Source organism: uncultured Eubacterium sp. (genome assembly GCF_934295145.1).
GTDB lineage: Bacteria > Bacillota > Clostridia > Lachnospirales > Lachnospiraceae > Eubacterium_I.
This window is the reverse complement of sequence record NZ_CAKRAS010000027.1, coordinates 1-23,324: the sequence shown is the minus strand read 5'-3', so window position 1 is coordinate 23,324 and position 23,324 is coordinate 1. Positions and strand designations below refer to the sequence as shown.

General features: G+C 41.5%; 20 protein-coding genes and 1 pseudogene. 5 read left to right on the top strand and 16 right to left on the bottom strand.

Features of this window, described 5'->3' with window-relative positions:
- Positions 1–280: 280 nt before the first annotated feature.
- The 5 genes from Q0I54_RS07135 to Q0I54_RS07115 form a co-directional block, all read right to left on the bottom strand.
- The gene (locus tag Q0I54_RS07135) at positions 281–2,293 is read right to left on the bottom strand and encodes an ABC transporter permease (protein ID WP_296117569.1); all 2,013 of its coding nucleotides are present in this window, start codon (positions 2,291–2,293) and stop codon (positions 281–283) included.
- Complete coding sequence (locus Q0I54_RS07130) at positions 2,286–3,053, bottom strand: ABC transporter ATP-binding protein (protein ID WP_296117567.1); 768 nt, start codon at positions 3,051–3,053, stop codon at positions 2,286–2,288. Before Q0I54_RS07130 ends, Q0I54_RS07135 begins: the two co-directional genes overlap by 8 nt.
- A gap of 260 nt (positions 3,054–3,313) precedes the next feature.
- Positions 3,314–3,745: a tyrosine-type recombinase/integrase gene (locus Q0I54_RS07125; RefSeq protein ID WP_296117565.1), complete on the bottom strand. Its 432-nt coding sequence runs from the start codon at positions 3,743–3,745 to the stop codon at positions 3,314–3,316.
- Between the two features lie 205 nt (positions 3,746–3,950).
- Positions 3,951–4,514, bottom strand: a complete 564-nt coding sequence (locus Q0I54_RS07120; protein ID WP_296117563.1) for a chromate transporter — start codon at positions 4,512–4,514, stop codon at positions 3,951–3,953.
- Entirely contained in the window at positions 4,511–5,077 is a 567-nt protein-coding gene (locus Q0I54_RS07115; protein ID WP_296117562.1) for a chromate transporter, read from the bottom strand. The genes Q0I54_RS07120 and Q0I54_RS07115 overlap by 4 nt, the downstream gene beginning before the upstream one ends.
- Before the next feature lie 121 nt (positions 5,078–5,198).
- On the opposite strand from Q0I54_RS07115, the gene Q0I54_RS07110 reads away from it, so the two are divergent.
- Positions 5,199–6,116, top strand: coding sequence for a LysR family transcriptional regulator (locus Q0I54_RS07110; protein ID WP_296117561.1), 918 nt, complete (start codon positions 5,199–5,201; stop codon positions 6,114–6,116).
- 59 nt (positions 6,117–6,175) lie between these two features.
- Here Q0I54_RS07110 and Q0I54_RS07105 read toward each other — a convergent pair.
- The 8 genes and pseudogenes from Q0I54_RS07105 to Q0I54_RS07070 form a co-directional block, all read right to left on the bottom strand.
- Positions 6,176–6,415, bottom strand: a pseudogene (locus Q0I54_RS07105) (ParA family protein); the annotation flags it as partial.
- 264 nt (positions 6,416–6,679) lie between these two features.
- Positions 6,680–7,042 carry a hypothetical protein gene (locus Q0I54_RS07100; RefSeq protein WP_296117559.1) on the bottom strand — a complete coding sequence of 121 codons (363 nt, stop codon included), beginning with the start codon at positions 7,040–7,042 and terminating at the stop codon, positions 6,680–6,682.
- Positions 7,043–7,242: 200 nt separating this feature from the next.
- Entirely contained in the window at positions 7,243–8,835 is a 1,593-nt protein-coding gene (locus Q0I54_RS07095; RefSeq protein WP_296117557.1) for an ATP-binding cassette domain-containing protein, read from the bottom strand.
- A 130-nt stretch (positions 8,836–8,965) separates the two neighbouring features.
- Entirely contained in the window at positions 8,966–9,835 is an 870-nt protein-coding gene (locus Q0I54_RS07090) for a LysR family transcriptional regulator (protein WP_296117555.1), read from the bottom strand.
- Positions 9,836–10,082: 247 nt separating this feature from the next.
- A complete protein-coding gene (locus Q0I54_RS07085) occupies positions 10,083–12,665 on the bottom strand; it encodes an aryl-sulfate sulfotransferase (protein ID WP_296117553.1) in 2,583 nt (860 codons plus the stop codon).
- A gap of 161 nt (positions 12,666–12,826) precedes the next feature.
- Positions 12,827–13,945, bottom strand: coding sequence for a 5-methyltetrahydropteroyltriglutamate--homocysteine S-methyltransferase (locus Q0I54_RS07080; protein ID WP_296117551.1), 1,119 nt, complete (start codon positions 13,943–13,945; stop codon positions 12,827–12,829).
- Positions 13,946–14,207: 262 nt separating this feature from the next.
- The gene (locus tag Q0I54_RS07075) at positions 14,208–15,110 is read right to left on the bottom strand and encodes a LysR family transcriptional regulator (RefSeq protein WP_296117550.1); all 903 of its coding nucleotides are present in this window, start codon (positions 15,108–15,110) and stop codon (positions 14,208–14,210) included.
- A complete protein-coding gene (locus tag Q0I54_RS07070; RefSeq protein ID WP_296117549.1) occupies positions 15,107–16,003 on the bottom strand; it encodes a LysR family transcriptional regulator in 897 nt (298 codons plus the stop codon). Before Q0I54_RS07070 ends, Q0I54_RS07075 begins: the two co-directional genes overlap by 4 nt.
- A 240-nt stretch (positions 16,004–16,243) precedes the next feature.
- Between Q0I54_RS07070 and Q0I54_RS07065 the strand changes: the two genes are divergently transcribed.
- Positions 16,244–17,548 carry an adenylosuccinate synthase gene (locus Q0I54_RS07065; RefSeq protein ID WP_296117547.1) on the top strand — a complete coding sequence of 435 codons (1,305 nt, stop codon included), beginning with the start codon at positions 16,244–16,246 and terminating at the stop codon, positions 17,546–17,548.
- On the opposite strand, the gene Q0I54_RS07060 is transcribed toward Q0I54_RS07065, so the two are convergent.
- Entirely contained in the window at positions 17,545–18,606 is a 1,062-nt protein-coding gene (locus Q0I54_RS07060; protein WP_296117546.1) for a HAMP domain-containing sensor histidine kinase, read from the bottom strand. The genes Q0I54_RS07065 and Q0I54_RS07060 overlap by 4 nt on opposite strands.
- The gene (locus Q0I54_RS07055) at positions 18,603–19,274 is read right to left on the bottom strand and encodes a response regulator transcription factor (protein WP_296117544.1); all 672 of its coding nucleotides are present in this window, start codon (positions 19,272–19,274) and stop codon (positions 18,603–18,605) included. Before Q0I54_RS07055 ends, Q0I54_RS07060 begins: the two co-directional genes overlap by 4 nt.
- Before the next feature lie 421 nt (positions 19,275–19,695).
- On the opposite strand from Q0I54_RS07055, the gene cls reads away from it, so the two are divergent.
- The 3 genes from cls to sfsA all read left to right on the top strand — a co-directional run bounded on the left by cls (position 19,696) and on the right by sfsA (position 22,960).
- Positions 19,696–21,255 (top strand): cardiolipin synthase, encoded by a 1,560-nt coding sequence (cls, locus tag Q0I54_RS07050; RefSeq protein WP_296117589.1) that lies wholly within the window; start codon positions 19,696–19,698, stop codon positions 21,253–21,255.
- A 95-nt stretch (positions 21,256–21,350) separates the two neighbouring features.
- On the top strand, positions 21,351–22,304 hold the full coding sequence (locus Q0I54_RS07045; protein WP_296117542.1) for a cation diffusion facilitator family transporter: 954 nt from the start codon (positions 21,351–21,353) through the stop codon (positions 22,302–22,304).
- A gap of 5 nt (positions 22,305–22,309) precedes the next feature.
- Complete coding sequence (gene sfsA / locus Q0I54_RS07040) at positions 22,310–22,960, top strand: DNA/RNA nuclease SfsA (protein ID WP_296117540.1); 651 nt, start codon at positions 22,310–22,312, stop codon at positions 22,958–22,960.
- Positions 22,961–23,117: 157 nt separating this feature from the next.
- Here the strand turns inward: sfsA and Q0I54_RS07035 are convergent.
- On the bottom strand, positions 23,118–23,324 hold a 207-nt coding region (locus Q0I54_RS07035; protein WP_296117538.1), incomplete at its 5' end, for a zinc ribbon domain-containing protein.

Genomic DNA, 23,324 nt, shown 5'->3' with positions numbered 1-23,324 from the left:
CTACGGAGATTATACTATTAAATCCACTGAAATTCAACTAAGCAAAGGCATTTTTCCACGCAAAATCGCCTGAAATTTTATCATTACAGTTCACTCAGCATATTTTTCCATATATCGATCATGCTGGCATGATGAGATATATGGAAAAATAATGATGAAGGGAGCGCCATCTTATGAGCAAAAATAGTAGCGTAGCTACGGAGAAGTCCAGAAGGGACGTTTTGCGAATGGCGCGGGTGAACTGTAACGATTAAAACTTCAGGCGATAAATTTTCTACTTTTATCTGGATACAATCTTGTAATATGCTCTGGATGTGATCCTAAAAACCAGATAGTAAATCGCAGTAAAAACCAGAATTGTAACGAGCAGGCAGGTGACAAACAATGGCACATTCGTCAGGTTCAGCATTGCCAGCAGCCGTCGGATCATCGGAAACGCTGCTGCCACATGCACAGCTGCCATCACAAGCGGCAGGAAAAATACGATTCGAATCTGTGACTGGATCGATGTCTTTACTTCTGCATTGCTCATACCTACTTTTTCCATAATAATATAACGCTCTCTGTCATCATACCCTTCGGAAATCTGTTTGTAAAAAATGATCATAACTGTAACCATCAGGAACATAATACCAAGGAACAGCCCTAAGAAAAACAGTCCTCCATATAAAACATAAAAACTTTTTTCATTTTCGGTTCTGCTGTGCAGATAACCGGAATCATCCAGGCCATGAGCGGAAATCGCCTTACTGACTGCATCTTCACATGTCAGTTTTTCTTCTTTTGTTCCATCATATTCAAAATTCATTTCTGTCCGATATAGAGAATACATACCGGAACCATCTGCATTTGCTCCTGCCGCTATTTGCAATTCATACATCCGGCTCAGGGTAGCTTCATCCGCAACCACATAAAAACTATCCTTCACTGAAAGATAAGCATCCGCTTCTGATTCATATCTGAAACTGTGATCTACTGCAAAATCCTGTCCGAGATAGCAAAATACACTTTCATCGTACCCGTTTTTACTGTAAATGTCGATTTTGCCAGCTTCCGGTTCCGGAACATCTGCTGATTTCAGGGAACTGTCATAGGCAAGCAGATTTTCTCTCGTCAGGAAAGTAATCTCCGACAAATCCGCAAAGTCCGTATCATGATCAATGAATTCAAAAACGGAACCCTCTCTCTTCATAAATAACTGAAAGTAACTGAACATTGAAGAATCCGTGATTTCCCTGCCCTGCTTTGCGATTGTATCAGCGATCGTCTGATAAATCTCCTGACCGTCTGTATTTTCCTCTATTTTATCTGCATCTACGCTATATGACAACTCATACGGATACCGCTCTTTCAGCTCATCATCCACACCGGCAAACATACTGACCGTCATGGAGATCATCACCAGCACCATGGTAGACAACACACAGATGCTTGCCAGTCCGGCCGCATTCTGTTTCATACGATATAACATACCGGATACCGCTGTAAAATGCTTTTTATTATAGTAAAACTTTTTGTTTTTGCGCAGCATTTTCAAAATAGCAATGCTTCCTGCGGTAAACAGAAAATAAGTTCCAATAATTACAAGAACAACTGCAAGGAAAAATTTCATCAGCACTTCCATTGGATTCTCTGTGGTAATTGCAATATAGTAAGCCACTACCAGACATGCGACTCCTGCAACTGCCATCACACCTTTGGTCTTTGGCTCTTTTTCTCCCACATTTCCTCCATGCAGTAATTCGATCGGATTTGCCAGACGGATCTGCAACAGATTGTAGAGCAACGTAAGCATATATAACACGCCAAAAACGGCGACTGCCCACGCAATTCCTGCTTTGGTAACATAAAATGATACGCTCTCCTGAAATCCCAGCATACGATAAAGCAGCATCAGGATCAGTTTGGAAAATATAACACCTGATAAAATACCACCTGCGATGGCAAGTGTTGCCGCAAAAACAGTTTCCAACCCAAGAACTCTCGCAATGTGCCGTTTTTCCATACCTAATATATTGTACACACCGATTTCTTTTTTCCGACGCTTGATGATAAAACTATTCGTATAGAAAATGAAAATATAAGCGAAAATAGTAATAATACCGACACCAAGCGCCATAATTGTTTTCAGGGTTATAGATCCCGGAATACTTTCCAGTCCCGGATTATTGTTGATAAACATCATCAGATAAAACATCATCACCGTAACAATGCCTGAAATAATGTATGGCAGATACAGCTGCCGGTTGTTCTGAATATTTGTCTTTGCCAGACGTACATAAATATTATTCATGCTCTTCACCACCTGTCGTCAATACGGTCAGCGCATCGGAAATTTTTACATATAACTGCTCATTTGTCGCGTTTCCCCGATAAATCTGATGAAACACTTCACCATCCTTTATAAATAGAATACGGTTTGCATGGCTTGCCGCCTTTGTACTGTGCGTTACCATTACAATGGTCTGTCCTTCCGCATTGATCTGTGAAAAAAGCTTCAACAGCCCGTCCGTTGCCTTGGAATCCAGTGCGCCGGTCGGTTCATCCGCAAGAACCAGTTCCGGGTTGGTGATCAGTGCACGGGCCACTGCTGCACGCTGTTTCTGCCCGCCGGACACTTCATAGGGATATTTTTCCAGAAGTTCGGTAATCCCAAGCTTCTGTGCAATCGGACGGATGCGTTTTTCCATCTCCTTGTAATCCACACCGGAAAGTACCAGCGGGAGAAAAATATTATCCTTTAGGGAAAAATTATCCAAAAGATTAAAATCCTGAAATACAAATCCCAGATGATCCCGGCGAAAAGCAGAAATCTCTTTTTCCTTTACAGATACCAGATTTTTGCCGTTCAGCAGAACTTCACCTGCGGTCGGTTTATCCAGCGCTGCCAGAATGTTCAGCAAGGTTGTTTTTCCGGAACCGGATTCACCCATGATTGCCACGTACTCGCCTTTTTCTACGGAAAAATTGATGTTGCTCAGTGCCTGTACCTGATTGCCGCCAAATCGTGTCGTGTATATTTTTTTTACATTATTTACTTCCAAAATTGCCATGATCGTCACTCCTTTGCTGTGTTCTGCTCGACATTTCATAATTTCATGTTTTGCAGAATATTTTTATTTTTGTTTCAGCATGCTTGTTTCTTTGTTGAGACTATCATAACAAAAGGCAGAAATGCAAACCATCGATTTGGCTTACATTTCTGCCTTTAATCTTACATTTTCGTAAGCTTGAACATATTTTTATAACTCTATAAACCACCTCATATCCCGGTATTACTGGATTCTTTATACTTTTGCTTTCATGTATTTCTTTATAATTCTTTATATCTACACCAAAAATGGGTATAGATGGTGTAAAAATTGTTGTAAATTGGTGTATGCCGTAATGTATGAGAACTAATCTCATCAATCGGATATTCTGCAATCTTGTTATACTCGTTCACTAAGGCTTTCAAATCACTATTAAACATTGACGTAACCTGTAAACTTCCTCTCATAGTGCAAAACAAAAATCCACTCATTCCATCCACAGTTTCCTCTGTATGGAAGTACTTATAATCTTTTTTCAAATCAAGAAGCACCTTACGTAATCTGTTTGTCATGGGGATTATTCGCGTATTCTTACCTTTGGTCAGAGTAATACGAAATGTTGCGTGGGGATCTCCCTCATACTTTCGATAGGTTAACTGATGATTAATACTTACAATTTGATAATACTTTTTTGAAAAATAATGCAGTTCCATAAGATTTTCCATCTTCGGTAATGTAATTTAATAAATCAACGATATTAGACTTTTTAATATCCACAATCCGCATATTTCCCCATATCTTGATGGGGATTTCGTTTCCCCATACCCTCGATAAAATCAGATGTTTTACACAATCAGAAATTCATTTTTATAAAGGACTCCTGCCTTTATCGTGTATTTTATAACTGTGCCTCTTCTCTTATACAAGTGAATACAGGATGATTCCTGCAAAGCCCGAACCTGCCATAACCCAAAGCGGATTCAGTTTCCACTTTCTTAAAACAAAAATGCCAATAACAAAAATAATCGCAGCAATCAAGTCCAAAGATGCCAAATCATTCGGAAGCGTTCTCTGTCCATAGAGCGCCATAATCAACAGTGAGATACCCGCTGATGCGATCATTGCAATGACCGCAGGGCGAAGTCCGGCAAGAATACCCTGCACCATATTCAATCCACGGAAACGATAATAGATATAGGCAAGGGTCATTACGATAACACAGGATGGAAACACACAGCCAACCGTTGCGATGACAGCACCGGGAAGACCTGCGACTTGGATACCAACAAATGTTGCTGAGTTGATGGCTATGGGGCCGGGTGTCATTTCAGCGATGGTCATAATATCCGCAAATTGTGTCATTGTCAGCCAAGAGTGAATATCCACCGCTTGATTCTGAATCAAAGGCATGGCAGCATATCCACCACCAATGCTGAATAATCCAATTCGAAAAAAGCTCCAGAATAATTCAAGGTATATCACCGTTTATCACCTACTTTCCGCATTTTTCCTTGATGCCACGTATCCGCTGCTCCGATCACGCCACAGACAAGAATAATGGCTATGATATTCACAGAGAAAAAGCGAACGGCTGCAAAAGAACCAAGCATAACAATAACAGGCAATAGTCGTTTTTTTTGAAGAATGGTTTTTGCCATATTGATCACAACATCACAGATTACTGCCGCCACTCCGCAGAGCATTCCTGCCATTGCCATATTTACAATGGCATTATCGCGAAATGCCTGATAAAACATGGAAATGATGGAAATAATCATAAATGGCGGCAATATAGTTCCCAATACCGTGAGCATTGCGCCGGGGAAACCCGCCACATGATAACCTACCAAAATGGAAGCATTAACTGCTATTGCGCCCGGTGAAGACTGTGCGATTGCGGTCAGATCCATCATCTCATCTTCTTCGATCCAACCAAGTTCCTCCACGAATTTCTTTCGCATCAACGGAATGATTACAAATCCGCCGCCAAAAGTGCAAGCACTCAGTTTTAAAGTGGAGGAAAACAATTTTTTGTATTTTTGCAAGCTGTTCACTTCTAAAATGCCGTCCTTTCTATGTTTATTAACATTATACCGCTTGATTTCTAATAATGGAAATAATATAATTTTACAGAAAGGATAAGTGTTTTTATATAAGGAGATTGTTATGACGATACGACACATGATAATATTTCGTACCGTATGCGAAAACGGATATAATTCCACCAAAGCAGCGGAAGTTTTACACATAACACAGCCAGCAGTCAGCCTTGTCATTAAGGAACTGGAGCAATATTACGGAGTACACCTGTTTGACAGAATCGGCAGACGATTGCAAATCACCGATGCAGGGCAGCATTTTCTTCAATATGCGATACATATATCCGACTTGTTTGCAGATATGGAAACAGGGTTGCGTGATTGGAATTCTAAAGGAGTTCTCCGTATTGGTGCAAGTATCACCATCGGTTCGCAGTTTTTACCAAACTATGTAAAGGCGTTCTCTGAACTCTGCCCAGGGCTTGATGTCAGAGTTACCATTGAGCAATCAGAACGTCTGGAACAAAAAATTTTGGCAAATGAATTGGATTGTGCGTTGATCGAAGGTATTGCGCATAATCCAAATATCGTTTCGGAAGCCTACATGGAAGATTATCTGAGTGTCATATGCGGTACGGATAAAGGCTGGACACAGGGGCAAGTTATATCCATAGAAGATTTTCAAAGACAGCGATTTCTCTTGCGTGAAAAAGGCAGTGGCACACGAGAGGTGTTTAACCGTGTAGTTGAACAGGCTGGCATCCACATTACACCAGTATGGGAAGCAATAAGCACAACGGCACTGGTCAATGCTGCAATCAATGGATTAGGAATTGCTGTATTACCGCATCGAATGATTCTTCCGGCTCTGCGACAAGGCTTGATTTGTACTGTCAAAGTAGAGGGGTTGAGTTTCAGCCGAAATTTCCATATAATTCATCATAAAGATAAGTTTTTAACAGCTTCGGCAAAGAAATTTATCGCATTATGCAAAGATTACGAAAACGATTATCCGTTACCATTTTACAACGGTTTATATGAATGAATAGGAATTTTCAACCATATGTACTTGCGGTCAAACCATCGGATGCAAGCCCGACATTTTGTACGGAAGTCTGCCATTGTGATTAAAATACCCTCTATTTGCAGCTTTCTGTTTAACCGCCTTTTTACCATTGAGATTGTCTTTAATAACTGAACCAATCCCTTTATCGGTAAGTATGCCGCCGGTACCGGAATAATCACTGCATCCGCTGCTACCAGTGCATTAATCGTCAGCATTCCAAGGCTTGGTGCACAATCAATTAAGATATAATCATACTGATCACGTATGGTTTCTATATAGCACGGAAAAAATAGATTACTTTTAAAGAATGATCCTATTAAAAAAAATCACTAACTCCCCACATACAACAAATGATCCCGACTTCACATAATCACATGAAGTTGGGATCATTTTTCTCATATCAGATTTCTTTTTCTGCTATAACTTTTAAAAAATTTTGGTATAAATTTGGTGTAAATCTGTGTTTTTACATTCCACAAATCCAGTAAAATCAATACTTTGCAGGAATTCCTTCGCTTACATTTTCGTAAGTTATCTGTTTTTTATTTTGCCTCTTCAACAGAAATTATTTCTCCGTCAAATGGATCCACCTCGGAAATTGTTCCTGTATATGTTACAGTCACAGTATCTCCATTGCTGACATTCTCCAGGCCTTCCGGTTTTTCTTCAAAGGTAAAACTGTATGGAGTGTCATTCTCATCTGTAACAACAAACATGAAATCTTTTATCTCATCAATCGTTCCTGTCAATTCTTTTACATTTGCTGTTTCTTTCTGTTTTCCTGCTTCGCTGTTACTACTTGTTGCAACATTACCCTGTTGCTTCTCTGTCTGTCCACAGCCTCCGAATAATCCAATACAAAACACCAGTGCAATTACCATCGGGATCATTTTCTTGTTCATCATCCATATACCTCTTTCTTAATTATTAGTACTCTCTATTATTCGTACCCTTGGAATACTTTTTTAAAGATTACCTTACGATTCAATTTGTGTAAATAGTATCGTTCCAAAATTAAAGAAATATTTATTTTTATTAGATGATATTCATTACTTCTTTGAAATTGTAGTACAGAACAGATTATAGATCAACTTTCTGTATGTTCTTACAATGCATTCTTTGCTTCTTTCCATTTACCGTCTCTGAGCAGCGCATTGATTCGTACTTCCCGCTCAACCCGAATACGCTCTGCCTCAAAAATATCACTTTCGAAATATTTTTTATAAATACTCTTGCGATAAGCTCTGCCGCTCTGCTCACGAACTGTGCCATTCTCAAGTAACAAAATACGATCTGCGCAGTTTGCAACAGTATAAAAATCATGTGTTACCATGAGCACGGTTCCCTTATACTCTTTGATTGCTTTTTCAAGGGCAATCTGTGCATAAGTATCCAGATGGCTGGACGGCTCATCTAAAAACAGGATTTCTGCATCTGACTCACACAATGCTCGAAGCTGCTTGATATTTCGTTCACCACCGGAAAGCTGTTCCGGATCATCATCAAAAATCTGTGTGTAATATCCGATGCGGTCAGTATTTGATTGCATGCTTTCATAGATATCCTTCAACATACTGGATTTTCCGGTTCCATTGGCACCAACAATGACAACTTTCTCACCCGCTTTGATATCAAAAGAAACATTTGTCAGTAATTCACGATCAAAAGAAAGTGCATAATCTTTTACAGAAATTACAATCGGTGCATGCTCCGGATCATAATCCTCCGGCTGTTCCACTTCCGGGAAGGTAAAGTCGTATCCATGATTCTCAATAAACGGATTCTTACACTGTCTCGCCTGCAGTCTTTCCAGATAGGACACACGGGCTTTCAGCTGTCTTCCTTTTGCCGGATTATCAATATAAGTTGCCTCTGAACGGATCTTCTCAATCAGTTTTTCCTGTACGGCGATCCACTCCGCATCCTTGGTCGCCTGCTCTGCCATCTGCACTTTTGTCTCAAGCATTGCCTGATTGTACTCTGCAAAAGTTCCCGGAAACTCCTGCAGTTCCATGTTTTCCAGATGCAGAATCTTATTGAAACATTGGCTTAACAGCAGTCGGTTATGAGAAATCGCAATAATGGTTCCCTCATAATTATTGATCAATTTGGAAAGACCGATAATATTTTCAAAATCAAGAAATACATCCGGCTCATCCATGATCAGAAGCTGCGGCTTCAAAAGCATGCTTTTGATAATAGATAACAATTTGAACTCTCCACCGGAAATCTTTTTCACGGATGCATCTTCCAGTGCGGTCATACCTGCAATCGCAAGTTCTTTTCGGATATTGGAATCATAATTGTATGCGTCAATGGCATCCATCTCATCCAGCACTTTCTGATAACGGCCGTACACCTCGTCCATATCTTCTGCCGTCTCCATCTCCGCACAGATTGCTTCTGATTTCTGCTGAAGTTCGACAAATGGTTTTGCCAGAAAATCAAAAGCAGAAATGTCCTCTGTCTCATGCTTTACAAACTGTGGAATATAACCAATGCGCACTGCTTCGTCTTTTTCAATTTTGCCATCATATAAATACTCATCCGTGTGGATGATCATGTCGATCAGTGTGCTCTTTCCTGTGCCGTTACTGCCAATAAGTACCGCATGGTCGCCCTCGACAATTTCAAAACAAATCTCATTATATAAATCCTTCTGTGGAAAACCAAAGGAAACATCTGTAAATTTTATCATTTCATACCTCATTATTTTTCTTCACTGTTTTTTGCTTATTCTAACAGCATTTCTGTCTAAGGACAATATTTTTATCATTGGCATCCGCTTTGAAGAGAACTGATGCAGCCTCATTTTCATCCTCGGTTCTTCATATTGGATAATTCTCCATCAACTTTGTCACTGCCGCATTTTTCTCAGACCAGACAGCCACAACCTCAATGCCTCGTTCTCCCGGAAGCGAAATACATCTCAATTCCTTACTTCCCTGAATGATATTTTCAGACAGAAAACAATACCCTCGTCCAAGTTTTACATAACTGATCTGCGTGCCGATATTTTCTACCACTTCAATGGTTCCCTCATCCAGCTGAATCAATTCCATGGTATCTAAGGTATGCTGAAACATGCCCGGGCTCTGACTTTTTTTCACCAGAATACAAGTCTCATCTTTGAAGTCTTCCCAGGTTGGATTTTCTTTCTGTCCCACCTGCAATTTTTCCGAATAAATCAGGGCACCTTTTCTCCATGCAATTTTCTTTTTTAAGAATCCCGGTCTGTCCTGCCAGGACGGAGCCAGCGTCAGCCACAGATCAATTTTTCCTTTTTCGAGATACTCGTGCCCTTCCAGAAAGTTGCATTTATGGATCACCAGTTTCTGTCCGGAAGCAGCTTCTTTCAGATAATCGTAGACAGGCGGGAGAAAATCATCCGCATACGCACCGTCAAAACAACCGATATTCAACAATGGTTTCTGTGCCCGGCCTGCAAGTACCGCATTTTTCTTTGCATGTTCCAGTTCTTTTAAAATGTTCTGCAGATCCTTCTGAAACTGTACGCCCGCCTGGGTCAGCACCACGCCTCTCGCCTGACGTTCAAACAATGGCAGACCAACTTCCTGCTCCAGGAGTGTAATCTGTTTACTCAGGGCAGGCTGTGAGATATAAAGTGATTTTGCGGCTGCAGTAATATTTCCATGCTCTGCCACACGCAAAAAATATGTAATTTGTTCCAGTCTCATTGCTACTTCCTCCCCGAAAAACTGTCTTCTTCTATACTGGCCTTATAAAACAGACATTTACAATCCGCTTTTGCTACTTCCTCCCCTCTGCTGCAGCAAATTCCTGTTTTTTCTCTTGTACTGCTATGCATTATGGTACTACAAGTTTACACTGTTTTTTCTTCAGACGCAACAATCCCGGGGAAATTAAATCCCCGGGATCGTGTGTTTATCCATCCTAAGATACGCTAACGTTCTCTGTATTCGATTAGTCTGCTGTTTTATATGTTCTGTAAGAGAACAATGCATCCGGACTTCCCATGTTCATCTGATTTCTTACTGGTGTCAGCTCGAAAGAGATTGTTCCAGTTGTCGGATTGTAATCTGTAAATACCGGACGGCTTCCCTGTTTCAGAGCGATTTCAGGATAATTGCTATCATGAATTGTCAATTTTTCAGCTGGAACTACACCAGGAATGTTATCAATAACACCGTGAAGTCCCCAACCAATTGTTACGGATGTAGCACTGTCGTACTGTACGCTTCCGCAATGACTGGCAATATGATATTTACCATTTTTATCTGTCAGATCAGTGCCTTTGATTATATTAGAAATCGTTGCAGTTCCTTTTGTCTCATCAATTGTAGCTTCAAAAGTACGTGTCTCCGTTGTCGGTGCACCTGGGAATGTCGGAGATGTCAGGAAAGGTCCGATACCTGTCTGGTTATCGAATAAGCTGATCTCTGTATTTCCTGTGATCATACCGTTTGCATCTTTGTTTGTGTAACGTGCAAAGTGCTGTCCATAAGTGAGTGCTTTAAACGGAACTTTATTATCATCCGTACGGGTTGATGTATACTCATCATATCCTGTCAGCGTTGATGCTTTACCACCAAGGATCCAGTCGATATCGCCATTGTCAAAGTCAAACTGGTAAACCGCACTCTGATCACGCATGGAAACTAAAATCTTATCGGTATTTCCTTTTGCATCTAATGTGTAATCCACACTGTTTACATGAACATAATCCATGACACCTGCTGCAAAGTTATTTGCAACCTCAGTCTGTCCTGCTGTAACCGGTGCTCCTTTTAAAGTACTTCCTGCATAGTTGATGCACTCAACAGCTGATTCATATAATAACGGATAATCTGCTGTATTAATTTCGTTTACAACTTTTCCGTCTTTTACTTCCTGAATAATGCCAGCCCATACAAAACCTGTATATCCACCATCAATACCTTTTACAGAATCCGGAAGATTCTCTGCCAGAATCGGTGTGTAGCTGAGGCTGATATAATGATTTTTGCCAAGTACTACAAACTCATGCTGATCCAGGTATCCCTCTCCATGCTCTGTTGTCGGCTCAAGAACTGCCTGATCAATATCTACATAATCCTTATCCATTACCAGGTAGGATCCGCTGGAATACCCACCGTTTGCATTTCTGTAATCCGGTTTCAGTTCAATAAATGCTGTATAATAACGACTTCCGTCAACGGCATCCTGAGCGGCAAAGTTCTCTGCCATATTCTCAGATACGTTTCCACGACTGTCTACTGTTACGTGCATCTGTGGGATGAAACGATAGTATACTAACTCACCCTCAGTATTTACACGAAGGAAGAAATGATCCAGTGCAAAAGAATATACACCTGCATCGTCTTTTTCAACACCATTATTCTCGATGTTCATGCCTGGCATCATATCATTTAACGTATGTACTTTATATTCTGTTTTATCTTCCATAGTTACAGTAATGACTTCATCTACCGGATTTCCTGCATTGATTGCTGCCGGTGTAAATACAACATTTCCATCAACGATAGCAATGTCACTGTTCTCGTTTGTACTTACTGCACTTGCAACTTTTTTATCGCCAGTTGTGTTCAGAGCAATTTTATCACCTGCTACTAAAGCATTCAGGCAATACTCGCCCTGATATTTTTTGGAGGCTGTCAGCACAACGCCGGATGCACCATTCTCATCCTCTGCTGCAATGCCGATTTTTGCTGCTTCCGGAACAACTGCAAACTGTTTTTCCTGCTCAGCGATCAATTTGGAATAATCAAAAGATCTTGTATCCACTTTGCTTCCATTTACCTGATATCCAATACCCTCTGAGGTTGTATATTCACCATTGTATGCAAAGGTTACTTTTCCGTTTTCAATAACCCACTGACCATTCTTGTTGTTTGCCAGACCATTGTATCCAAAATCAACTTTTCCGCCGTCCAGATACCACCAGCCGTTCTCGTTTTTCTCTACGCTGTTGCAGTCAAAGTTTACTTTACCATTCTCGATTCTCCACCAGCCGTTCTCATTTTTCGCAATTCCTGTGTAACCAAAATCTACTTTTCCGTTGGTAATCTTCCACCAGCCATTCTCATTTTTTGCTACTGTGTTTGCAGAAAAATCTACCTTACCATTACGAATGATCCACCAGCCATTCTGATTCTTTGCTACTGTGTTTGCAGAAAAATCTACTTTACCATTACGAATGATCCACCAGCCATTCTGGTTCTTTGCTACTGTGTTTGCAGAAAAATCTACTTTACCGTTGCGAATCAGCCACCAGCCATTCTGGTTCTTTGCTACTGTATTTGCAGAAAAATCTACTTTGCCGTTCTTTACATACCACCAGCCGTTTTCGTTTTTTACTACGTCTGTGCCACTTGTTACTTTCTTTCCATTTTTGTAATACTGCCAGTTACCTGCTGAAATTCTCTTCAGTCCGGTATAACCTGCTGCCTGAGCTGTTGTTGTCAGAGCAGAAGGTGCTGCCACACCTGTGAAAGTAAGGCAAGCTGCCACTGCGATCAATGTAGCCAATACTTTTTTCTTTCTCATAGAAAAATCCTCCTTCTTCATTGCCGAACCCCTATGTCCGATAGTTTTATTATACTGTGTTCACACTTTCTTCACAAATACAGAAAAGCTATCTATCCATAACTGTAAGTTATGGATAGATAGCTTTTTCTTTTACACAAATCACTCTTTTTTCGGTTCGATTATCCCCAAACTTCTTCTGCGATCTCTTTTACCAGTTTCAATTTTGCCCACTGTTCTTCTTCCGTCAGTTTATTACCGATTTCGCAGGAAGCAAATCCGCACTGTGGACTTAAGTACAATCTCTCCAGCGGAATGTATTTTGCTGCCTCATGGATTCGGTCAATAACTTCTGCTTTGCACTCCAGCTTCGGAGATTTGGTAGTAACCAGTCCAAGCACGACTTTTTTTACACCGGATACTTTTGCCAACGGTGCAAATCCGCCGGAACGCTCATCGTCAAACTCCAGATAATAAGCATTTGCATTTTCCTCTCCAAAAAGAATCTCTGCCACCGGATCGTAAGCGCCGCTGCTTGCATAGGTAGAATGGAAATTACCGCGGCATACATGCGTATTGATCACCAGATCCTTTGGTGCATTTGCAATGACACGGTTATTGATGTCTTTGTACGCTTTCTGGATTTCTTTCAATCCTTCCTGTGTCGTTCCATACATTAAATGACCTGTCTTATCTGCAAACATGCCCCAGGTACAGTCATCCAGCTGCACATTACGGCAGCCTGCTGCATAGAGATCATCGATCACTTTGCCATAACCTGCCACAATATCATTTACAAGTTCCGCGTCTGAGTCATAATACTTTTCTGTCTCTTCACGGTTAAACGGCATGGTAAACTGTGCTAAAAACTGTGCCGGAGACGGAATGGTCTGCTTTGCAATTGTCTGCTCATTCTCAAACTGTTTTACAAAACGGAAATGATCTACAAATGGATGCTCGCCGGATAACCCAACTTTTCCGGTGAGGTATGTATCGTCGATCATCGCCGGCTCTCCGTGGAATGGCAGACCAGTCTTGGTCGGTACATGTCCGATTCCGTCAAATCCCCACATGAAATCCAGATGCCAAGTTGCACGGCGGAACTCTCCATCTGTGATCACATGATAATCAAGCTCTTTGATCTTCCCTATCAGTTCTGTGATAGCTTCATCCTCTACTACTTTCAGCTCTGCATATGGAATATTTCCCTCATCAAACTGTCTTCTTGCCTGTTTTAATTTTTCCGGACGCAGGAAACTTCCCACGTAATCATATCGAAACGGTGTCTGTAAATTGCTCATCTTTATTTCCTCCAAACTCATGATTTTTATTTTCGTTGCACTTGATGGTCTTTATTATAAGTTCGGAGATTGGTTTTGTATAATACATGAAAATGCAGGTTTGTCATAGTTTTAAGCTATAGCAAACCTGCATTCACTAAATTACTCCCCGTTTTATTAAAAATATATCGCGGGAAACTGACACTGATTTTTATCAAATTTGAATAAAAGAAAATTAATGTTATCTGCATTACATGTACCATTTACTATGCAGAAACTTCATTCAAACTTTCAGATATTCCTTTAAAAACGCTAAATAGGTTTCTCCCAATCTACTCCGCATTCCCCTTCGATGCGTCAGGTAACCGATCTGCATATCACTTTCATCCTGAAGCGGAACCGCAATAATATCTTCTCCATTCAGATCCTGATCGATTACACCGCTGCAGACGGTATATCCGTTCAGTCCGATCAGAAGATTAAAAAGCGTCGCACGGTCACGGACACGAATATTTTTCTTCCGCTCCGTCGTTGAAAAAATTTCTTCCGAAAAATAGAACGAATTATGTTCCCCCTGCTCAAAAGAAAGATACGGATACGCTTCCAGTTCTTCATTTGTAATGATCGTATGATCTGCCAATGGATGTCTCCTACTGATAAATACATGCGGTCGCGCCGTAAACAGTGGGTGAAATTCCAGATCATTGGCTTTCATCAATTTTCGGAGTACTTTCTCATTAAATTCGTTCAAAAACAGAATGCCGATCTCGCTTTTCATTTTTGCCACATCTTCAATGATCTCGTAAGTCTGAGTTTCACGTAAACTGAAATCATACTCTTCTTGACCGTATTGCTGGATCAGATCGACAAACGCATTGACCGCAAAGGAATAATGCTGCGTTGATACGCAAAACTGCTTTTTTCCTCCGCTTCCGTTTTTATACTTGTCTTCCAGAATCGCCGCCTGCTCCAGCACCTGTCTGGCATAGCCAAGGAATTTTTCTCCTTCCTTGGAAATATCAATGCCTTTGTTTGTTCGATGAAAAATCTCCACATTCATCTCTTTTTCCAGATCATGGATGGCATTGGTCAGGCTTGGCTGTGAAATATAAAGTTTTTTCGCGGCTTCCGTGATAGTTCCTGTCTCCGCCACGGTGATTGCATATTTTAGCTGTTGCAGTGTCATGCCTTTTTCTCCTCCATAATCGTCTTCCGAAACTGTCTGGCTGCCTCATTCAGCGGATGCTGTACATCGTACACCAGACAAATGTTTCGTTCCGGGATCGCATCACGCAAACAGATCTGCACGATTTCTCCTTTTTGTAATGCATCTTTTGCCATCTCTTCCGGAAGAAATCCAAGTCCAAGATCACATTTTACAAGTGGTAAGATCTGATCTGTGGTAGCCGCCTCTGTATCCGGCTTCAGTTCCAGACCATGGAATAAAAACAATCCCTTATAAAATCGGTAGGTCATTGTTTCCTCCCCCAAACAGATCAGCGGATAATTTTTCAATTCTGCCAGGGAAAGAGTCTGACTGCTCAACGCTGTGAAGGTCTGTCCGCCCACAAGGATTTCCCTAAAAGGCTGCAGGATCACTTTCTTTAGTGGCATTTCTACCTCTGTCGGTGTGGAAATCACCGCAAAATCCACCTTACCGCTTTTTACCGCTTCAATCGCCTCCGGAGAGGAATGGTTGTAAATCTTCAATCGAATTCCGGGATACTCCATATGAAACTGCTTTAATTTATCCAGCAGGAAAATATTCAGCGCCGTCTCACTGGCTCCGATGGCAATACTTCCCCGGGACAGATTGGTACTGTCCGCCAGTTCTTCCTCCGCCGCCAGAAGCTGTGTCATGGCTGCCGATACATGCACATACAATTTTTCCCCTTCCGGTGTCAGCTGTACACCACGATTGTTTCTGATAAAAAGTGTGCACCGCATCTGCTGCTCTAAGGTATTCATGGCTCTGGTCACATTCGGCTGACTGCTTCCAAGCACTCTGGCTGCTTTCGTAAAATTGCAGTACTTTGCTACATAATAAAATATTTTATAATACTCGAAATTAATGTTCATACGTTCCCCTTTTGAAAACATTGTTGGTTATGCATTTTCGCACTATTTTTACTCACGACCTATATATCAGTGAACCGAATTCCGGCACTAATATAATTTTGTTACTCACTGTCTGTAAAAATGAAAATCATCTCTCATCTGGTATATCAATTTATAATTTGTAATATATCAATTATATCTTTTACGTATTTCTATTTCAATAGTATAATCGTCCCAGATAAAAAGAGGAGGATTTTTACGATGCTTACCGTAATCAGTGGATTGAACTGGGGAGACGAAGGAAAGGGCAGAATGGTTGATCTGATGGCACACCACTCCGATGTTGTGGTTCGCTATCAGGGTGGTAATAACGCTGGTCATACCGTAGTAACCGGTCAGCGCAAATTTGTATTCAACCTGCTTCCATCCGGTATTTTACATTCCAATGTAACCTGTATTCTAGGTGACGGAATGGTCATTGATCCGGAACATCTCTCCGGCGAACTCCAGCATATGAAAAACAAAGGCTATGACATTACTCCAAAGCAATTAAAAATATCAAAACGCGCCACGGTCTCTATGCCATGGCATAAAATTCAGGATATTTTAGAAGAAAACCGACTGGCAAAAACTGCCGCAGAATTTGGTTCTACCAGACATGGGATTGCTTATGCCTACTGCGACAAATATCGAAAAAAGACGATTCGTATGGGCGACCTGCTGCATTTAACTGACATTTCCGTACAGTTAAAATTAAAAACCATACTGGAGGCAAAAAATCTGGAACTTGCAGGCTGTTATCATCAGGAACCCATGTCCTATCCTGCCCTTTATGCCTGGTGCGAAGATCAGGCAGCGCAGTTTGCACCTTATATAGCAGATACCAGCCGCTATCTGGAAACAGCACTTGCCAATGGAAAAAGAGTTCTTTTAGAGGCACAGCTTGGTGCCATGCGTGACATTGATTACGGCATCTATCCCTATACGTCAAGTTCTTCCACCATTGCCGCTTATGCACCTATCGGTGCAGGAATTCCATGGGCGCATCCGGACCATATTATCGGCGTATTGAAAGCCTACTCCTCCTGCGTCGGTGCCGGTTCCTTCGTTGCCGAAAAAGCAATGGGACGAACCTGGAATGATACCCTTCGGGAAGCCGGACACGAATACGGTTCCGCCACAGGACGTCCACAGCGTGTCGGACCTTTCGATACCGTGGCTGCCCGCTATGGTTTAAAAATGCAAAATGCCGATAAACTGGCTCTGACAAAACTTGATGTTTTAAGTCATCTGGATGAAATTCCTGTAATCACCGCATACAGCCGCGATGGACAGCAGACGACAAAATTTGATTCTTCCGAAGACATTGGCAGCTACACCCCGGTTCTGGAAATGATTCCCGGATGGAAAACAGATATTTCCAGATGCCATACTTATCGTGAACTGCCCCAGAACGCACAGAATTATATCCGACACCTGGAGCAGCTCTTAGATCATGAAATTCAGTTTATTTCCATTGGGGCAAAACGGAATCAGTTTTTATTAAAAGGAAATTGGCTTTTTTAATCCCTGAAATCAATCACATCCCTTGAGAAGCCAACTTTTACGTTGGTTCCAACACCCATTTCGGACTGTATCTGGATCGTATGCCCCAGTTTTTGTAATACTTCCCGGCACAGATACAGTCCAATTCCTGTGGAACGTTTATCTTCATGTCCGTTAAACCCGGTATATCCTTTTTCAAATACCCGTGGAATATCTTCACTTCGAATACCAATACCCGTATCCCGGATTTCCAGCCAGATGTGCTGCGGTTCTTCCCGCACTTCAATGGTAATCTCACCCTCAGGTGTATATTTCACAGCGTTAGACAATAACTGTTCCAATACAAATGCAAGCCATTTTTCATCAGAAATAACCGTTACTTCCGTTTTCTCATAGTGCATCCGGATTTTTCGTCGGATCATGATTTTCGCATATTTGTGGATCACTTCACGAATTACAGCGTCCAGAGATATCCGTTTTAAGATGTAATCATTTGACGTACTGTTGAGTCGCTGATACTGCAATGCCATTCCCACGTATTCTTCAATCCGAAATAATTCATCTTCTATATCAGTCAGATTTTGAAGCTGCTTTACATAAAGTTCTTCTGAAATCCCATCCTTTGCTTCTGCTTCTTCCAGCTCACTTCGTTCCATTTGAAGCAAAAGCTGAAGTCCCGCGATCGGTGTCTTGATCTGATGCACCCATTTTGCATAATAATCCTTCATCTCAGACTGCTGTCTGGCAGTGGTATTCAACGTCAGTTGACGCTCAATATTGGCATTTTCCGCAAGTTGTCCCAACAGTTCCTCTATCACATCCTCCGTCTCCGGCAGTTTCATTTCCCCGGAGAACGGCTGTTGCAGCATATCTTTCAGATACCGCACTTTCCGATAGTAACGGATATACGCAATACATGCCACAAACACAACAATGCACAGATCCAGGATTCCCGCATAGATCAGATCCCCCTCAGGGCGTCCGATCAAAAACAAATAAAACACATGCATACAAAGCATGGCAGTTGCCAGAATCAACCACTCTATATTTCGCTTGATAAAACTTTCTACGGTTTTCATCCGATTCGATACCCGATTCCTTTCTTGGTCAGAATAAAATCATCCAGCCCAACCGAAGATAACTTTTTCCTGAGACGATTGACATTTACCGACAGCGTGTTTTCATCCACATAAGCATCACTTTCCCAGAGTTTTTCCATCAGTTCTTCCCGGCTCACGATTTTTTCCTTATGTTCCATTAACGTCTGCAAAATCTTCAGTTCGTTTTTTGTCAGTTCAATCTGTTGACCGTTCCAGGTCAGCGTAGCATCCAGCAGATTTAAAACTGCACCCTTATGTTCTAACATACTGCTGCTTCCCGCAAAGTCATAACTTCTGCGCAGCAACGCCTGGATTTTCGCCGTCAGCACTTCCAGATCAAATGGCTTCGAGATAAAATCATCCCCGCCCATATTCATCGCCATAACGATATTCATATTGTCCGCCACAGAGGACAAAAAGATCACCGGCACTTTCGATACTTTGCGGATTTCCGTACACCAGTAATAACCGTTATAAAAAGGAAGCCGGATGTCCATCAGCACAAGCTGCGGATCAAATGACGCAAACTCCGTCATGATCTGGCTGAGGTCTTCTGCCACATACACTTCAAAATCCCATTTTTCCAGATGTTTTTTTATCATTTTTCCGATGGTCTCATCGTCTTCCACGCAAAAAATTCGATACATAATTGCTGCCTTTCTCATTTTACTACACTGTTTGCATCTTATATGAAAACATATAATTTCCTTATTTTGTCATCCTGTTTTTCTGATACAACCACAATTTATTTTTCCATTCAATAGTACTTTTTCCTTATTGTAACAGATTTTTTCTTGCTGTGTTGAAAAATTATGGTATCATAATCTATGATTACAGTGTCAAAAGCCTGAAACCACGATGTGCTTGCACAAGAGTGTTTTTATGGCTTAATGACACGCCCCGATATGAGCATAAAAGTGGGATTTTTATCCCACGATATGCGAATAGCGGGAAGGATTGTGTGAGTGCAAAGCACGGAACAATCCGTGTAATCAAAATTTGGGTGTCAAAACACTGTATACAGAACGATATTTGCAATATGGAAAGGATGACAGCACAATGGCAAAGATACATCATCACACAATGGAAAGTCGAAGTAAAACCAAAAACAGTGTAAAACGACTTTTCTTCTGCCTGTTAGCAATTTTTCTTCAGATTGCTTTTTTTATTGCTGTTATGAAACGTCTGAATACACAAATGCCCTGGATCAATGCCCTGACAAAAATTCTTGTACTGATCCTCGTTTTATATATTTACAGCAAAAATAAAACATCTTCCCTGAAAATGCCATGGATCATATTAATTCTAATCATACCAGTACTCGGTGTCTGTCTGTATCTGATGTTTCAGACAAACAAAGGTACCCGCAATATGCGCAGACGTTATCAGGAAATCGATGCCATTTTGCTGCCATGTCTGTCGCCAAATCACGATATTTCACATCGCCTGAAAAAACATTATGCGCCAGCCGGAAGTATTTCTGATTATCTGTACCGAAATGCTGCTTATCCTGTTTATCAAAATACGGACATTACCTATTACCCGAAAGCTGTACAGGGACTGGAAGCACAACTTAGCGATCTGGCAAAAGCTGAAAAATTTATTTTTATGGAGTATCATGCCATTGAAAATGCCGATGCATGGCAGAAAATTCAGGATGTGCTGGCAGAACGTGCAAAAGCAGGCGTCGAAGTCCGTGTTTTTTACGATGACATGGGTTCCATCAGTTTTTTGAATCATGATTTTGCGAAACAACTGGAAACACTTGGCATTGCCTGCCGTGTATTTAATCCTTTTGTTCCGGGTGTTAATTTGTTTTTGAACAACCGCGATCACCGCAAAATTACCGTCATTGATGGAAAAATAGGATTTACCGGCGGCTATAATCTTGCAAACGAATATTTTGGATTTTCTCACCCTTATGGAGAATGGAAGGATACCGGCATCCGTCTGGAAGGAGATGCCGTCAGATCTCTGACCATCACATTTCTGGAAATGTGGAATGCGATCAAAAAGAATCTGCCAAGCGATCGTTCTTTTGAACCTTATCTGACAGAGTACCGATATAAATCGATTCAGCACGGATATGTCCAGCCTTATGCTGACAGCCCTCTGGATGATGAACAGGTGGGAGAAGAAGTCTATATCAGTATGGCAAATAAAGCGGAACATTACTGCTGGTTTATCACACCGTATCTGATCATTACCGATGAAATGTCACACGCCCTGTCTCTTGCTGCAAAACGTGGTGTGGATGTCCGCATTATCACGCCCGGAATCCCGGATAAAAAGATGGTTTACAGCGTTACCCGCTCTTTTTACCATCAACTGGTTTCCAACGGAGTCCGTATTTTTGAATGGGCACCGGGATTCTGCCATGCAAAAATGAGCATTGCCGATGACCGTATGGCCACCTGCGGTACCATCAATCTGGATTACCGCAGTCTGTACCACCATTTTGAAAATGGCTGTTTCATGGTGGATTGCCCGGCGGTTGCTGAGATAAAGCATGATTTCAAACATACATTTTCGCAATGCCGTGAAGTGACAGAAAAATACAAAACCGGCCTCGGCGCACATCTGCGTCTGGGACAGTTGATTTTACGGTTATTTGCGCAACTTATGTAAAATACAACCAGTCATTTGATACAACAAGAACTATATAAATGCATTCGAATGCAATTTTGTCATACAAAAACATATTTACAAAAGAGGTTCTATTTATGCATGTAGGAAAGAAAACACAGAAAAGAGAAAAATCAGCAATGACCCTGTCTCTGTACGGCAGTCTGGTCTTTGCCATCGTAGAGATCGGCATGGCTGTTTTTTCCGGTTCTCAGGCAGTTCTTCTGGATGCGGTTTATGACAGTGTGGAATTTTTTATGATGCTCCCATCGATTTTTCTGATCCCATTGCTCTACCGCCCTGCCAGTGAACAGCATCCCTTTGGATTTACCCAAGTAGAAACCGGATTTGTGGTAGTCAAAGGTGCCATCATGGCGGCAGTTACCTTTGGATTGATTTTTAACAATATCCATCTGCTGCTTCATGGGGGACATACCGTATCCTTTCACACCATTTCGGCTTTTGAGCTTTTTGCCTGCGCCTTAAGTCTGACCATGGCAATCTGCCTCCATTTTAAAAACAAACATATGAGTTCACCGATCGTGAATATTGAATTACAGACATGGAAGATCGACTGCGTGGTTTCTCTTGGAATGGCAATCGCATTTTTGCTTCCAATCATCGTTCCGTTCGCATGGTTTCAGCGTCTGACACCGTATCTGGATCAGATCATTACCATCATATTGTCTGCATTTATGCTGCCGACACCGATCAAAACAGTTATTACCGGACTTCGTGATCTGATGCTCTGGCCGCCGGAAGCAGAGACCGTAGACGATATCAAAGCGACCGTAGAACCGATCATCGGCGGTTACGGGCACAAGAATCTGTATTTCGATATTGTCCGCACCGGACGAAAACTCTGGATCAGTGTATACATTACTTTTGACAAAGATATTATCTCGCTGTCAAAATTCCAGATCTTGCAGACAAAATGCATTGCTGCTCTGGCAGAAAAATATCAGGATTTTTATTTTGAACTGTTACCGGATATTCAGTTAGACAGTATGGATGAGGAAAAAATCAAGGCTCATACGGAGGAAGAAGATTAAATTATATGAAGTATGAAAACGTTGTAATGGGCACCTTTGTCCGCCGCCGCAATCGTTTTGTGGCAGAAGTAATGATCAATGGTTCCTTAGAAACCGTACATGTCAAAAATACCGGTCGCATGGGAGAACTGCTTTTTCCCGATGCAAAGGTAGCTCTGACCTGCTCGGACAATCCGAACCGCAAAACAAAATATGATCTGATCAGTGTATACAAAGAATCTCTGGGCTGGGTAAATATCGACAGTCAGGCTCCGAATAAGGTCGTTGGCGAATGGCTCGCCACTAAGGATTATACGTTTATCAAACCGGAATACAAATATGGCGATTCCCGTCTCGATTTTTATATGGAGAAAGGAAAAGAAAAATATCTGATGGAAGTTAAAGGCTGTACACTGGAGATCGACGGCACCGGCTATTTTCCGGATGCGCCAAGTGAACGTGCTGTCCGCCATGTGAAAGAACTAATCCATGCAAAAAAGCAAGGCTACCACTGTATCCTTGCTTTCGTCATTGCCATGCCGAATGTTTCTGTTGTCCTGCCAAATATGACCACACACCCTGCTTTTGGCGAAGTTCTTGATGAAGCTCTAAGGAATGGCGTGGATGTGTGGTATCTGACATGTCAAATCACCCATGACAGTATCTGTATTATGTGACATGCTCCCACCACTTAAATCACAGATTTTGAAGTGGGGGCTTCTTGCTCAATGGCTCTACTGCGCCAAGTATCTACAAGCTATCCTCGCGTGCCCCGCGATTCATTTTTACCCAGTTATGGGATATTTTCATTGTCTGGATACAGACACTTCCCATTTATCCTGCTAACAACATACGGCGTGCTTCTTCACGTATATTCATTGCCGCATTCAGATCCCGATCTATCCGGTTTCCGCACGAACAGATATATACTCGTTCTGAAAGTTTCAGGTTTTTCTTTATATTGCCACATTTGTCGTATAGCTTTTTCTGCTCCTGTGTTTTGATTTGAATTTTGGAAAGCCAATCTTTGGATCCCTGAAA

Excerpts from the sequence above, each read along its gene's own strand:
- Q0I54_RS07135 (WP_296117569.1), bottom strand. The coding sequence starts at position 2,293 with ATGAATAATATTTATGTACGTCTGGCAAAGACAAATATTCAGAACAAC.
- Q0I54_RS07130 (WP_296117567.1), bottom strand. The coding sequence starts at position 3,053 with ATGGCAATTTTGGAAGTAAATAATGTAAAAAAAATATACACGACACGA.
- Q0I54_RS07125 (WP_296117565.1), bottom strand. The coding sequence starts at position 3,745 with ATGGAACTGCATTATTTTTCAAAAAAGTATTATCAAATTGTAAGTATT.
- Q0I54_RS07110 (WP_296117561.1), top strand. The coding sequence starts at position 5,199 with ATGACGATACGACACATGATAATATTTCGTACCGTATGCGAAAACGGA.
- Q0I54_RS07100 (WP_296117559.1), bottom strand. The coding sequence starts at position 7,042 with ATGATGAACAAGAAAATGATCCCGATGGTAATTGCACTGGTGTTTTGT.
- Q0I54_RS07095 (WP_296117557.1), bottom strand. The coding sequence starts at position 8,835 with ATGATAAAATTTACAGATGTTTCCTTTGGTTTTCCACAGAAGGATTTA.
- Q0I54_RS07090 (WP_296117555.1), bottom strand. The coding sequence starts at position 9,835 with ATGAGACTGGAACAAATTACATATTTTTTGCGTGTGGCAGAGCATGGA.
- Q0I54_RS07085 (WP_296117553.1), bottom strand. The coding sequence starts at position 12,665 with ATGAGAAAGAAAAAAGTATTGGCTACATTGATCGCAGTGGCAGCTTGC.
- Q0I54_RS07080 (WP_296117551.1), bottom strand. The coding sequence starts at position 13,945 with ATGAGCAATTTACAGACACCGTTTCGATATGATTACGTGGGAAGTTTC.
- Q0I54_RS07075 (WP_296117550.1), bottom strand. The coding sequence starts at position 15,110 with ATGACACTGCAACAGCTAAAATATGCAATCACCGTGGCGGAGACAGGA.
- Q0I54_RS07070 (WP_296117549.1), bottom strand. The coding sequence starts at position 16,003 with ATGAACATTAATTTCGAGTATTATAAAATATTTTATTATGTAGCAAAG.
- Q0I54_RS07065 (WP_296117547.1), top strand. The coding sequence starts at position 16,244 with ATGCTTACCGTAATCAGTGGATTGAACTGGGGAGACGAAGGAAAGGGC.
- Q0I54_RS07060 (WP_296117546.1), bottom strand. The coding sequence starts at position 18,606 with ATGAAAACCGTAGAAAGTTTTATCAAGCGAAATATAGAGTGGTTGATT.
- Q0I54_RS07055 (WP_296117544.1), bottom strand. The coding sequence starts at position 19,274 with ATGTATCGAATTTTTTGCGTGGAAGACGATGAGACCATCGGAAAAATG.
- Q0I54_RS07045 (WP_296117542.1), top strand. The coding sequence starts at position 21,351 with ATGCATGTAGGAAAGAAAACACAGAAAAGAGAAAAATCAGCAATGACC.
- sfsA (WP_296117540.1), top strand. The coding sequence starts at position 22,310 with ATGAAGTATGAAAACGTTGTAATGGGCACCTTTGTCCGCCGCCGCAAT.